Genomic DNA, 12277 nt, shown 5'->3' with positions numbered 1-12277 from the left:
AGACGTGCGCTCCCGTCCGACACTGCAGTGGGCTCCCGGCCCCGACGTACTGGCGCTGGAGCCTGCGGCCACGGATGTCGGCCCGCTCGCCGAGGTGGTCGCGGCCGGGGGAGTCGTCGTCCTCAGTGGCGCCGGGATCTCCACCGAGTCCGGCATCCCCGACTACCGCGGTGAAACCGGCAGTCTGCGCACACACACGCCGATGACGTACGGCGACTTCGTCGCGAGCGAGGCCGGTCGGCAGCGGTACTGGGCGCGCAGCCACCTCGGCTGGCGCACGATCGCCCGCGCGCACCCCAACGAGGGTCACCGGGCAGTCGCGGCGCTCCAGGCCCGCGGCTATCTGAACGGCGTCATCACCCAGAACGTCGACGGCCTGCACACGGCCGCCGGCTCGCGGGATGTGATCGAGCTGCACGGCAACCTGGACCGGGTCCTTTGTCTGGACTGCGGTACGACGTCCGCCCGCGAGGCGCTCGACGTCCGCCTACGCGCCGCCAACGAGCACTTCGAGGCCGAAGCGACCCGGATCAACCCGGACGGCGACGTCGACCTGCCCGAGGACGTCGTCCGCGAATTCACCGTCGTCCCGTGCACGGTCTGCGGCGGGGTGCTCAAACCCGATGTGGTGTTCTTCGGCGAAAACGTGCCCAAACCGCGCGTCGAGCGCTGCTACCGGCTGATCGACGCAGCGGACGCCGTACTGGTCCTCGGCTCGTCCCTGACGGTGATGTCCGGTTTCCGCTTCGTCCGGCACGCAGCCAAGGCCGGTACGCCGGTGCTGATCGTCAACCAGGGCATCACCCGCGGCGACCCGTATGCGCGGCAGCGGATCAACCTGCCGCTCGGCCAGGCCCTCACCGAGCTCAGCGCGGCACTGCCGTAACAAACGACCGGGCCGGGCCACGGATGAGGTGGCCCGGCCCGGCGCCGGCGTACGGATTGGAAAGGGTCAGCGTTGCGCGCTGGTCCGTACGCGGTCATTGGCGGCCTTGACGGCCGGGGAGGTGGCAGCCTGCTTGGTCAGCGCGCGGCCCTTGGCTGCCCAGGCGGCCTGCTCGGTCGCGGACACCGTGGCGGGCTTGCCGGTCAGCTTCTTGACGGTCAGCGACGCGACGCCGGCCTGACCCTCGTAGCGCGGGTGGTAGTTGGCGGCGCGGAGCAGGTTGAGATCCTTGCCCTGGATCCAGGCCTGCCCGTCCGGCGCGCAGGCGTCGTGCCCGGTGGAGGGCCCGAAGGTGTCGACGTACGTCGACCCGGTGGCCGCGGCGGCGTTCGAGACGGCGGCGTTCAGCGCCTGCTCGATCGCGTACAGGTAGCCGTAGTCGCCGTCGGCGAACGGCAGGATGTCCGGGCAGGTGCCGTACTCGGGCGCGATCTTCGGGTAGCCGACGAGCACGATCGTCGCCTTCGGCGAGCGCTGCTTGATGCCCTGGACGACCGTCGTGATCCGGGTCTGCGTCTGGGCGATCTTGGCCTTCAGCGTGTCGACGCCATCGACCGTGAAGTGCGCCTTGCAGGGCGCGCCGGCCGGGTCGGAGGCGCGCAGCTCGGGGCACTTGTCGATCACCGAGCCGAAGACGCCGAAGTCGTTGCCGCCGATGCCGAGTGTGACGAGATCCGTCCGCGGGCTCAGCGCGTCGAACTGCGGCCGCGCCGTCCCCAGGATCGTGCTCTGCGAGTTCAGCATGTTGGTGGTGTCGGCGCCGCCGCAGCTGACGTCGGTGAACCGGTGTACGCCGAACGCGGCCGCGACCATCTTGGGGTAGTTGCTGAACGACCGGGCGCACCCGAGCGACAGCAGGTCCGGGATCGGGACGAACGGCGCCGAGGTGTAGGAGTCACCGAGGGCGACGTACTCGCGGAAACGGTGGCTGCCCGCCTCCGCCGGAGCGGCCGCGGCGACGGACAGCGCCGCCGTCGTCAGCAACCCGGTGACCGCCGCGATCGCACGGTGGAACTTCACTTGGCCTCCCCAAGGCTCGGTAGCGGGCCCACCCTAAGTTGAGTCATCACCCGATTACAAGGGGTGACGGTGGACCTGGTGCCGAGAACCCCGAACGGACATGGAATCCTGCTCTTATGCGTGTCTGGCACGGTTTGGACGAGGTGGGGGCGGGATTCGGCCCGTCGGTCGTCACCATCGGCAACTTCGACGGGGTGCACCGGGGTCACCAGGAGGTGCTCGCGCACGCCAAGGCGCGGGCGGCCGAGCTGGGCGGGCTGCCGGTGGTCGCGCTCACCTTCGACCCGCACCCGATGCGGGTACTGCGGCCCGATCACGCGCCGCTGATGCTCAGCGAGCCCGGTCAGCGCGCGGAGCTGCTCGGCCGGCACGGCGCGGACGCCGTCCTGATCCTCCCGTTCGACAAGGACGTCGCGAGCTGGTCGCCGGAGGAGTTCATCGAGCGCGTCCTGGTCGGCACGCTGCACGCCAAGGCGATCGTCGTGGGAGAGAACTTCCGCTTCGGCCACCGCGCCGCGGGTCACGTCGACACCCTTGTCGCGGCCGGCGCCACGCACGGCTTCCAGGTCGAGGGACTCAGCCTGGCCGGTGACGCGCAGCCGTGGTCGTCGACGTACGTCCGGCAGCAGCTGGCCGACGGGAATGTCGAGGCCGCCGCCGAGGCGCTCGGGCGCCCGCTGCGGGTCACCGGCGTGGTCATCGAGGGCGACAAGCGCGGCCGCGAGCTGGGCTACCCGACCGCGAACATCCCCGCCGACCCGGCCGCCGCGGTTCCGCAGGACGGCGTGTACGCCGGCTGGCTGACCGTGCTCACCCCGGCTCCGGGCGGCCCGGCCTACGCCGAGTCGATGCCGGCCGCGATCAGCGTCGGCAGCAACCCGACCTTCGACGGTGTGGACCGCCGGGTGGAGTCCTACGTCCTGGACCGCGACGACCTGGAGCTGTACGGCGCCCGGATCGCGATCGACTTCGTGGCCCGGCTGCGCGGCACCCAGATCCGGTTCGAGACCATCGACGACCTGCTCGTCCAGATGAAGGCCGATGTCGACCAGGCGCGCCGAACCCTTACCGAGAATTAGGGTGCCGCGTCCACGGACTGATACCCTGGGCGCTGCCGTCTGAACGGCCGCGGAACGAGAGTGCTCGGGTGACGAAGCCCCGGTGCGCCGCGCAACGGAAATCGAGAGGAACTTCTGTGTCAGCTGTTGATGCTGCAACGAAGAAGAAGATCATGGGCGAGTACGCCCTGACCGAGGGCGACACGGGCTCTCCCGAGGTCCAGGTCGCGCTGCTCACGCACCGCATTTCGCACCTGACGGAGCACCTGAAGGAGCACAAGCACGACCACCACAGCCGTCGTGGCCTGCTGCTGCTCGTCGGTCAGCGCCGCCGGCTGCTGAACTACCTGGCGAAGAAGGACATCAACCGCTACCGGTCCCTGATCGAGCGGCTCGGCCTTCGCCGATGACCTCGTGAGGAGCGGCCCCCGGAGCCCGGGTGGCCGCTCCTCGCGTATCCACGCCCGCTAGCGTGGACGCAGTACCCACAACTGAATACACACGTAAGACGTACGAGGCGACGCGATGCGCGTGGCGGGAGGACGACCGGTCCTCGGTAGTGGCTTTCGGGTACAGGTAGCGCCGTACCCGCGGGCCTCGATCGAAGACCGGCACCCCGGAAGCTCGCGCCTCGCAGTCGTCGACACTGTGAGAGAGGGGTATCCCGTGTCGGGATCCACCAACGCGCCGATGGACGGCGCACAATTCGCTGAGGCCGTCATCGACAACGGCAGCTTCGGCACCCGCACCATCCGCTTCGAGACGGGCCGGCTGGCCCAGCAGGCCGCCGGCTCGGCCGCCGCCTACCTCGACGGCGACACGATGGTGCTGTCGGCCACCACGGCCTCCAAGAAGCCCAAGGACCAGTTCGACTTCTTCCCGCTGACGGTCGACGTCGAGGAGCGGATGTACGCCGCGGGCCGGATCCCCGGCTCGTTCTTCCGCCGCGAGGGCCGGCCCTCCGAAGAGGCCATCCTGACCTGCCGGCTGATCGACCGCCCGCTGCGGCCGTCGTTCGTGTCCGGCCTGCGGAACGAGATCCAGGTCGTCATCACGGTCCTGGCCCTGAACCCGGACAAGCTCTACGACGTCCTCGCGATCAACGCGGCGTCGATGTCCACCCAGATCGCCGGGCTGCCGTTCTCCGGCCCGATCGGCGCCACCCGGGTCGCCCTGATCGGTAACCAGTGGGTCGCGTTCCCGACCCACACCGAGCTCGAGGACGCCGTCTTCGACATGGTGGTCGCGGGCCGCGTCACCGACGCCGGCGACGTCGCGATCATGATGGTCGAGGCGGAGTCCACCCCGGGCACCTTCGAGGCCGTTGCCGCCGGCAAGCAGGCGCCGACCGAAGAGGTCGTCGCCGAGGGCCTGGAGGCCGCCAAGGGCTTCATCAAGACCCTGGTCGACGCGCAGTCCGAGCTGGCCGCCAAGGCGTCCAAGCCGACCGGTGAGTTCCCGGTCTTCCCGGACTACGCCGACGACGCGTTCGCCGCCGTCGAGGCCGCCGCCACCGACGAGCTGTCGCAGGCGCTGACGATCGCCGGCAAGCACGAGCGCGAGGACGCCACCGACGCCGTCAAGGCCGCCGTGGTGGACAAGCTCGCCGCCGACTTCGAGGGTCGCGAGAAGGAGCTGTCCGCAGCCTTCCGCTCGCTGACCAAGAAGCTCGTCCGCCAGCGTGTGCTGAAGGACAAGGTCCGCATCGACGGCCGCGGGCTGGCCGACATCCGGCCGCTGAAGGCGCAGATCGGCATCCTGCCGCGCGTCCACGGCTCGGCGCTGTTCGAGCGCGGCGAGACCCAGATCATGGGTGTCACCACGCTGAACATGCTCCGGATGGAGCAGCAGCTCGACACGCTCTCCCCGGAGACGCGCAAGCGCTACATGCACAACTACAACTTCCCGCCGTACTCGACCGGTGAGACCGGCCGGGTCGGTTCGCCGAAGCGCCGCGAGATCGGTCACGGCGCGCTGGCCGAGCGGGCCCTGGTGCCCGTGCTGCCGTCGCGGGAGGACTTCCCGTACGCGCTGCGCCAGGTGTCCGAGGCCCTGGGCTCCAACGGCTCGACGTCGATGGGCTCGGTCTGCGCCTCGACGCTGTCGCTGCTGAACGCCGGTGTGCCGCTGAAGGCCCCGGTCGCCGGTATCGCGATGGGCCTGATCTCCGGTGAGGTCGACGGCAAGACCGAGTACGTCGCGCTGACCGACATCCTCGGCGCCGAGGACGCGTTCGGCGACATGGACTTCAAGGTCGCCGGTACCAAGGACTTCGTCACGGCCCTCCAGCTGGACACGAAGCTCGACGGCATCCCGGCCAGCGTGCTCGCGGGTGCGCTGACCCAGGCCAAGGACGCCCGCCTGACGATCCTGGACGTGATGGCCAAGGCCATCGACGCGCCGGGTGAGATGAGCGAGTTCGCGCCGCGGGTCATCTCGGTGAAGGTCCCGGTCGACAAGATCGGCGAGGTCATCGGCCCGAAGGGCAAGATGATCAACCAGATCACCGAGGACACCGGCGCCGACATCTCCATCGAGGACGACGGCACCGTCTACATCGGCGCGACCGACGGCCCCTCGGCCGAGGCCGCCCGGGCCGCGATCAACGCGATCGCGAACCCGACCATGCCGGAGAAGGGCGAGCGCTACCTGGGCACGGTCGTGAAGACGACCAACTTCGGTGCGTTCATCAGCCTGCTCCCCGGTAAGGACGGCCTGCTGCACATCAGCAAGCTGCGGGGCCTGGCCGGTGGCAAGCGCGTCGAGGCCGTCGAGGACGTCCTCTCGGTCGGCCAGAAGCTGCAGGTCGAGATCGCCGAGATCGACGACCGCGGCAAGCTCTCGCTGATCCCGGTGGTCGAGGGTGAGGACGAGAAGAAGGCCGACGAGAAGGCTGCTGACTCCGCCGAGTGAGTAAGCCCGTCACGAGCACGTTGCTGAGCTCGGAGGCAGGCGGTCCGGTCACCCGGACCGTCCTGCCCTCCGGGCTCCGCGTGCTTTCCCAGTCCGTTCCCGGTTTCCGCTCCGTCACCTTCGGCGTCTGGGTCGGCGTCGGCTCGCGGGACGAGCCGGCGGAGTTCAGCGGCGCCACCCACTTCCTCGAACACCTGTTGTTCAAGGGCACCGAGCGCCGCGGCGCGCTCGAGATCTCGGCCGAGATCGACGCCGTCGGCGGTGAGATGAACGCCTTCACCGGTAAGGAGTACACGTGCTACTACGCCCGTGTCCTCGACTCCGATCTCCCGCTCGCGGTCGACGTCATCTGCGACATGATCACCTCGGCCACGCTCACGCCCGCCGACGTCGAGAGTGAGCGCGACGTCATCGACGAAGAGATCGCGATGCACGCCGACGAGACGTCGGACCACATCCACGACCTCTTCGCCGAGCAGCTCTGGGGCACGTCCCCGCTCGGCCGCTCGATCACCGGTACGCCGGAGTCCGTCGCGGCCCTCGGCCGCGACCAGGTCGTCGGCTGGTACCGCGATCGCTATCTCCCCGCCAACATCGTCGTCTCGGTCGCCGGCAACGTCGACCACGCCGACGTCGTCCGCCTGGTCAGCAAGGCGTTCGAGCGCCACTGGGTCACCAGCGACGCCACGCCGTCCCCGGTCCGGGCGGATTCGGGTCTGCGCGTCCCGACGTACAGCGGCGTCCGCGTGCACCACCGCGACGTCGAGCAGGCGCACCTCGTCCTCGGCCTGCCGGGCCTGGTCCGCAACGACCCGCGCCGCTACACCGCCGGCGTCCTGCACGGCATCGTCGGCGGCGGCATGTCGTCGCGGCTCTTCCAGGAGGTCCGCGAGAAGCGCGGCCTGGCCTACTCGGTCTTCAGCTTCGGCTCGGCCTACACCGACTCCGGCATGGTCGGCGTCTACGCCGGCTGCCTGCCCAAGAAGGCCCCCGAGGTCCTGGACGTCGTCCGCCGCGAGCTCGAAGCCATCGCCGCCGGCAACATCACGCCCGACGAGCTGCTCCGCGGCAAAGGCCAGATGCGCGGCTCGGTCGTCATGGGCCTCGAGGACACCGGCGCCAAGATGACCCGGATCGCCAAAGCCGAACTCGTCTACGGCGAACTCCCCACCGTCGACCAGATCCTCGCCCACATCGACGCCGTCACTCTCGACGACGTCACTGCCCTCGCCGCCGCCCTCTACGCCGGCGCCCCCGCCCTCACCGTCATGGGCCCCTTCCCCGAAACCACCACCGCCTTCGCCCTCTGACCAACCCCTTCGAACCTGCGTTCGGGGGTGGTGGTCGCGCGCGGTCCAGCAGGTGCTGGACTGCGCGTTTGTGTGCACAAACGCGCAGCGGGGATTTGCCTGCTGACATCTGATGACTTAGGGCAAGAGCGCGGCTATGGTGGGTCGGTTAGGCGTGCCTTAGGAAAGGTCATCTGAGGTCTTGGGGAGGTAACGCCTGCGTTACGCGAGGCCGATTTGGGGCTGACAACGTTGACATGCGCAGTTTCGACCAGCAAACATGGCGCTTGATCCGCCTGCCGAACGGCGCTTGCCGAGGAAGTTGGTCCGACTGTGCGACGTCTGACTGGGGTTGTGGGGGTGGCACTCGGGCTCAGCCTGGTGCTGGCCTCGTGTGGGGACGGGAAGTCGAGTGGGAGCGGCTCCGGTGGCGCCAAGAGCACGGTGATCGCGATCGCCGCGGAGCCGCTGGAGTACATCAACCCGCTGAACGAGAACGGCAGCCCGGGGATCCAGGTGGCGATGGCGATGTTCGCGCCGCTGGTGACCACGGACCCGAACACCGGGAAGCTGCTGAACGTGATGGCGGACTCCGTCACCCCGGACAAGAACAGCCAGACCTGGACGGTGAAGCTGAAATCCGGCAACACCTTCCAGAACGGTCAGCCGCTGACCGCGAAGGACTACGTCGACAGCTGGAACCTGACCGCGCAGGGCTCGACCGCGTGGAAGAACAACGGCTTCTTCTCGAAGATCGAGGGGTACGACGCGCTGAACCCGGAGACCCCGGACGGCGCGACGCCGAAGCCGACCACGGTGAAGGCGTTGTCCGGCCTGAAGCAGGTCGACGACCTGACCTTCACGGTCAAGCTCAAGGTGCCGTTCTCGCAGTTCGGCCTGACCCTGCAGTACTTCGGGCTCGCGCCGCTGCCCGAGGAGGTCCGCAAGGACCCGGACGCCTACAAGCGCAAGCCGATCGGCAACGGCCCCTACAAGCTGGCCGCCGACTGGAACGCCGGTGACGACATCAAGCTGGCCAAGTGGGACGGTTACAAGCAGACCGCCCCGGACGCCGACGCGATCACCTTCCGCTTCATCCCGAACGCGGACACGGCGTACAACGAGTTCCAGGCCGGCACCGTCGACTTCGTCGGCGTCCCGTCGACCAAGATCAAGAGCTTCAAGGACGACGCCCCGGACCAGTGGGTGACCAGCGTCAGCTCGGGCGCCAACTACCTGACGCTGCCCGCGTGGGACGAGCGGTTCAAGAACCCCAAGCTGCGGCACGCGTTCTCGATGGCGATCGACCGCAAGGCGTACGCCGACCTGGTCGGGCTCGCCGAGCCGGCCAAGGCGCTGGTCGCGCCGGACATGGTCGGCTACCGCGCCGACGCCTGCAAGTACTGCGAGTTCGACGCGGCCAAGGCCAAGCAGCTGCTGGCCGAGGCGGGCGGTTTCAGCGGCCCGGTCAACATCAACTACAGCACCACCAGCGCGACCGGCCAGATCTTCGCCGAGGCGCTCGGCAACATGATCCGGCAGAACCTCGGTCTCGAGGTCAAGTACACCGGCAAGCAGGGCTCGGAGATCACCGAGCTGGCCGACACCCGCAAACTCGACGGGCTGCGGTTCAGCGGCTGGGGACACGACTACCCCTCGATCGAGGACTACCTGACCCCGATGTTCAAGTCGACCGGTGACGCGAACTTCTCCGGTTACGCCAACCCGAAGCTGGACCAGGTGCTCGCCCAGGGCGACGCCCAGCCGGACCCGGACGCGGCGATCAAGCTCTACCAGCAGGCCGAGGACATCGCGCTCGAGGACATGCCGCTGATCCCGCTGATCACGAAGTCCGACGCGTTCCTGCACTCGGCCAAGATCGAGCCGCGGGTCTCCAAGTACGTCGGCGTCTCGGCACTCTGGGCGACGTTCAAGTAGATGATCCGTTTCGTCCTGCGCCGCCTGCTCGCGGCGATTCCGATCGGCGTGATCGTCACGCTGGGGGTCTTCGCGCTCGTCTTCGCGATGCCCGGGGACCCCCTGCGCGAGCTGGCCGGCGACAAACCGATCCCGGCCGCGGTGCTGGCCGCCAAACGCGCCCAGTTCCACCTGGACGAGCCGTTCCTGGTCCAGTACCTGCTGAGTATGAAGGACATCCTGACCGGCAACTTCGGGACGACGTTCGCCGGCGCCGACATCGCCGATCAGCTCCGCCTGCGGATCCCGGTCACGCTGAAGCTGACTCTGCTGGCGAACGCCGTCCAGTGGACGCTCGGCCTGATCTTCGGCATCTACGCCGGGTTCAAGCGCAACGGCCTGATCGACCGGTCGCTGCTGCTGGTCACTCTGGTGCTGCTGGCGGTGCCCGGGCTGGTCGCGTACTTCGCGGCCCAGTTCGTGTTCGGCGTACAGCTCAAGTGGTTCCCGGTCTCCGGCGTCCTGGAGGGTTTCCCGAACTCGTACCTGCTGCCTGCGCTGGTGATCGGCGTCCTCGGGTTCGCCGGGCTGGCCCGGTTGATGCGGACGTCGATCGTCGAGACGGTGAACGCCGACTTCGTGAAGACCGCCCGGGCCAAGGGCCTGGGCGAGCAGCGGGTGCTGTGGCGGCACATCCTGCCGAACGCGTTGCTGCCGGTCGTCACGTTCATCGGGCTCGATCTGGCCGGCATGTTCGGCGGCGCGATCATCACCGAGTCGATCTTCAACCTGCCGGGGCTCGGGCAGTTCATGTTCCAGGCGATCAAGCTGAAGGAGGGCGGGGTGGTGGTGCTGCTGTCCACGCTGGCGTTCCTGTCGTTCATCGTGATCAACCTGCTGGTCGATCTCCTCTACGGGATCCTGGACCCGAGGGTGCGCCATGTCTGACGTCCAAGCGGTGGTGAGCGCCGAGGCGCAGGAGCTCGGCGACGGCCGCACGCTGTCGAATCGCGAGCTGCTGCGCGCCCTGCTCCGCAAACCGCAGTTCGTGCTCTGCAGCCTGTTGCTGCTGGTCTTCTTCGCGATGGCCGCCGTGCCGAAGATCTTCACCTCGGCCGACCCGCGGTTCTGCGAGCTGAGCAGGAGCCGGCAGGGCCGCGAGCCCGGCCACCCGTTCGGGTTCGACATCCAGGGCTGCGACTACTTCGCCAACGTCGTGTACGGCGCGCGTCCGTCCGTCCTGGTCAGCATCTGCGCCAGCTTCGGCGTCTTCGTCCTGGCCGGCACCTTCGGCCTGCTGGCCGGCTACTTCCCGGGCTTCGTCGACGCGCTGATCAGCCGGACGGCGGACGTCCTGTTCGCCGTCCCCGGTCTGGTGGTGCTGATCGTCATCCTGAACTCGGTGCCGAACCGCAGCATCTGGATCATCGTCGGCGTCATCCTCCTGATCGGCTGGCCGGGCGGCATGCGGCTGATGCGTTCCACGGTCTTCTCGGTCCGCAACCGCGAGTACGTCCTGGCGGCCCGCTCGATCGGCGTCCCGCCGCTGCGCATCCTGCGCAAACACGTCTTCCCGAACGCGATGGCCCCGCTGCTCGCGATGACCACCCTCGGCATCGGCGGCATGGTCGGCCTCGAAGCCGCCCTCACCTTCCTCGGCGTCGGCCTCCAGCCGCCGTCCATCTCCTGGGGCTCCCAGTTCGGCGTCGCGGCCTCCTACCGCGACACCCCGCACCTGTTCCTCTGGCCGGCCCTGTTCATCTCCACCATGACGATCTCGTTCATGATCATCGGCGACTCCATCCGGGACGCCCTCGACCCGAAGTTGCTGCGTTGACGTCCTCCCCAGATTCGAGGCTTCGGGGATTCCAACGACCACCGGAGGTGGCGAGTTGAGGTTCACGCTTCGACGAGATCCGTGCAGGCATCTCTCGACGTGCGCTGACGGCCCGTCCGGCCGCGATGTTCACTGCCGCGTTGACGTCCGCGTGCGCCTCGTGTCCGCAGGCCACGCACCGAAACACCGCTTGGCTCTTGCGGCTGTCCGGTGCCTGGTGCCCGCAGACAGAGCAGGTCTGCGAGGTGTAGCGCGGATCGACTCGCTCCACCCGGCCGGGAGCCTTCTGCTCCAGTCGATGGACCAATGCGCCCCAGCCGCTGAGCAGGATGGCGCGGTTGAGCCCTGCTTTGGCGCGGCTCCGATTCGGCAGGTATCGGCTCGGCCGGGCAGGATCGGGTCTAGGAGTCGCTCTCTTGGTCATTTGAGCGATTCGCAAGTCTTCTACTTTGATGGTCTCGAAGCGTCGGGCAAGGTCCGTGCTCGTCTTCTCCACCCAGTCCTTGCGACGGTCCGCGGCACGGGCGTGCAGCTTGGCGATGGACGCCCTGACCCGCTCGCGACGCTTCGACCCGGGCCGGCACCGGGCGTACCGGCGCTGCAGCAGTTCGAGCCGGTGCCGTTGAGACTTGGAGCCCCTGGGACACAACAGCAGCTCGCCGGTCGACAACGCGAGCGTGGTGCGGACTCCTCTGTCGACGCCGACTGTTCCTCCGGTTCCACGCGAAGGTACGTGCGGTGGGACGACGGCGAACGCGATGTGCCAGCGGCCCGCGCGATCGCGAGTCACCCGGTAGGACTTGGCGACCGGGAGCACACGCGACGTGCGGAACTTCGTCCAGCCGACTTTCGGCACGTTGACTGCCGCCCATTTCCTGCTGAGCTGCACGATCCTTGTAGCCGCCGCACCGACGATGCGAAATCCCTCATGACGGCCCGCCTTGCGCCAGCCTGGACGCCCCCGGCTGCCGGCGTAGAAGGCCTTGACAGCCTGATCGAAGTCTCGCAACGCCTGTTGCTGGACGGTCTGGGACCCGGCACACAGCCAATCAGCGGCTGCACGAGCTTCGGTCAGTTGTCTGGCCTGCTCGTTGTAGCCCGGTGCTCGGTGTGCACCGGGACGCCACATCGTCCATTGCTCGCGGGCCAGATTCCAGACGAATCGCGCGTGTTCGCAATGTCGGTACATCGCACGCTCCTGCGGCGCGGTCGGATACATCCGGAATCGGGACATGACTCCGATCGAAACAGGCCTGACCGACAGTTTTCGATCTCGGAAGGGAGGGGAGCCGTGGTT

Annotated in this window: 10 protein-coding genes; 8 read left to right on the top strand and 2 right to left on the bottom strand. The window is 68.4% G+C overall.

All coding sequences use genetic code 11. The annotated features are described in order from the left end of the window. The first annotated feature begins 4 nt into the window (after nucleotides 1–4). Nucleotides 5–886 carry an NAD-dependent protein deacetylase gene (locus ACZ6ZD_RS16960; RefSeq protein ID WP_465673019.1) on the top strand — a complete coding sequence of 294 codons (882 nt, stop codon included), beginning with the start codon at nucleotides 5–7 and terminating at the stop codon, nucleotides 884–886. Nucleotides 887–952: 66 nt separating this feature from the next. Here ACZ6ZD_RS16960 and ACZ6ZD_RS16955 read toward each other — a convergent pair whose 3' ends face one another. Next, nucleotides 953–1966 carry an SGNH/GDSL hydrolase family protein gene (locus ACZ6ZD_RS16955; RefSeq protein ID WP_465673017.1) on the bottom strand — a complete coding sequence of 338 codons (1014 nt, stop codon included), beginning with the start codon at nucleotides 1964–1966 and terminating at the stop codon, nucleotides 953–955. Nucleotides 1967–2082: 116 nt separating this feature from the next. Here ACZ6ZD_RS16955 and ACZ6ZD_RS16950 point away from each other — a divergent pair, with 116 nt between their 5' ends. The 7 genes from ACZ6ZD_RS16950 to ACZ6ZD_RS16920 all read left to right on the top strand — a co-directional run bounded on the left by ACZ6ZD_RS16950 (nucleotide 2083) and on the right by ACZ6ZD_RS16920 (nucleotide 10980). Next, nucleotides 2083–3045: a bifunctional riboflavin kinase/FAD synthetase gene (locus ACZ6ZD_RS16950; protein WP_465673015.1), complete on the top strand. Its 963-nt coding sequence runs from the start codon at nucleotides 2083–2085 to the stop codon at nucleotides 3043–3045. A 116-nt stretch (nucleotides 3046–3161) separates the two neighbouring features. Then, a complete protein-coding gene (gene rpsO / locus ACZ6ZD_RS16945) occupies nucleotides 3162–3434 on the top strand; it encodes a 30S ribosomal protein S15 (RefSeq protein WP_171670133.1) in 273 nt (90 codons plus the stop codon). 280 nt (nucleotides 3435–3714) lie between these two features. Further along, on the top strand, nucleotides 3715–5937 hold the full coding sequence (locus ACZ6ZD_RS16940) for a polyribonucleotide nucleotidyltransferase (protein ID WP_465676056.1): 2223 nt from the start codon (nucleotides 3715–3717) through the stop codon (nucleotides 5935–5937). Continuing rightward, nucleotides 5934–7247, top strand: a complete 1314-nt coding sequence (locus tag ACZ6ZD_RS16935) for a M16 family metallopeptidase (protein ID WP_465673012.1) — start codon at nucleotides 5934–5936, stop codon at nucleotides 7245–7247. Before ACZ6ZD_RS16940 ends, ACZ6ZD_RS16935 begins: the two co-directional genes overlap by 4 nt. A gap of 339 nt (nucleotides 7248–7586) precedes the next feature. Continuing rightward, the gene (locus ACZ6ZD_RS16930) at nucleotides 7587–9164 is read left to right on the top strand and encodes a peptide ABC transporter substrate-binding protein (protein ID WP_465673010.1); all 1578 of its coding nucleotides are present in this window, start codon (nucleotides 7587–7589) and stop codon (nucleotides 9162–9164) included. Continuing rightward, nucleotides 9165–10091, top strand: a complete 927-nt coding sequence (locus ACZ6ZD_RS16925; RefSeq protein WP_171670126.1) for an ABC transporter permease — start codon at nucleotides 9165–9167, stop codon at nucleotides 10089–10091. Continuing rightward, entirely contained in the window at nucleotides 10084–10980 is an 897-nt protein-coding gene (locus tag ACZ6ZD_RS16920) for an ABC transporter permease (protein ID WP_465673008.1), read from the top strand. The genes ACZ6ZD_RS16925 and ACZ6ZD_RS16920 overlap by 8 nt, the downstream gene beginning before the upstream one ends. Here the strand turns inward: ACZ6ZD_RS16920 and ACZ6ZD_RS16915 are convergent. Further along, on the bottom strand, nucleotides 10931–12214 hold the full coding sequence (locus tag ACZ6ZD_RS16915; protein WP_465673006.1) for an RNA-guided endonuclease InsQ/TnpB family protein: 1284 nt from the start codon (nucleotides 12212–12214) through the stop codon (nucleotides 10931–10933). The genes ACZ6ZD_RS16920 and ACZ6ZD_RS16915 overlap by 50 nt on opposite strands. Nucleotides 12215–12277 lie beyond the last annotated feature (63 nt).

It is taken from the genome of Kribbella sp. NPDC104218 (assembly GCF_055584105.1).
This window is presented reverse-complemented; position numbering and strand designations above follow the sequence as displayed.

Coding starts and splice junctions, on each gene's coding strand:
- ACZ6ZD_RS16925 (WP_171670126.1), top strand. CDS start 9,165: ATGATCCGTTTCGTCCTGCGCCGCCTGCTCGCGGCGATTCCGATCGGC.
- ACZ6ZD_RS16950 (WP_465673015.1), top strand. CDS start 2,083: ATGCGTGTCTGGCACGGTTTGGACGAGGTGGGGGCGGGATTCGGCCCG.
- ACZ6ZD_RS16915 (WP_465673006.1), bottom strand. CDS start 12,214: ATGTCCCGATTCCGGATGTATCCGACCGCGCCGCAGGAGCGTGCGATG.
- ACZ6ZD_RS16920 (WP_465673008.1), top strand. CDS start 10,084: ATGTCTGACGTCCAAGCGGTGGTGAGCGCCGAGGCGCAGGAGCTCGGC.
- ACZ6ZD_RS16940 (WP_465676056.1), top strand. CDS start 3,715: ATGGACGGCGCACAATTCGCTGAGGCCGTCATCGACAACGGCAGCTTC.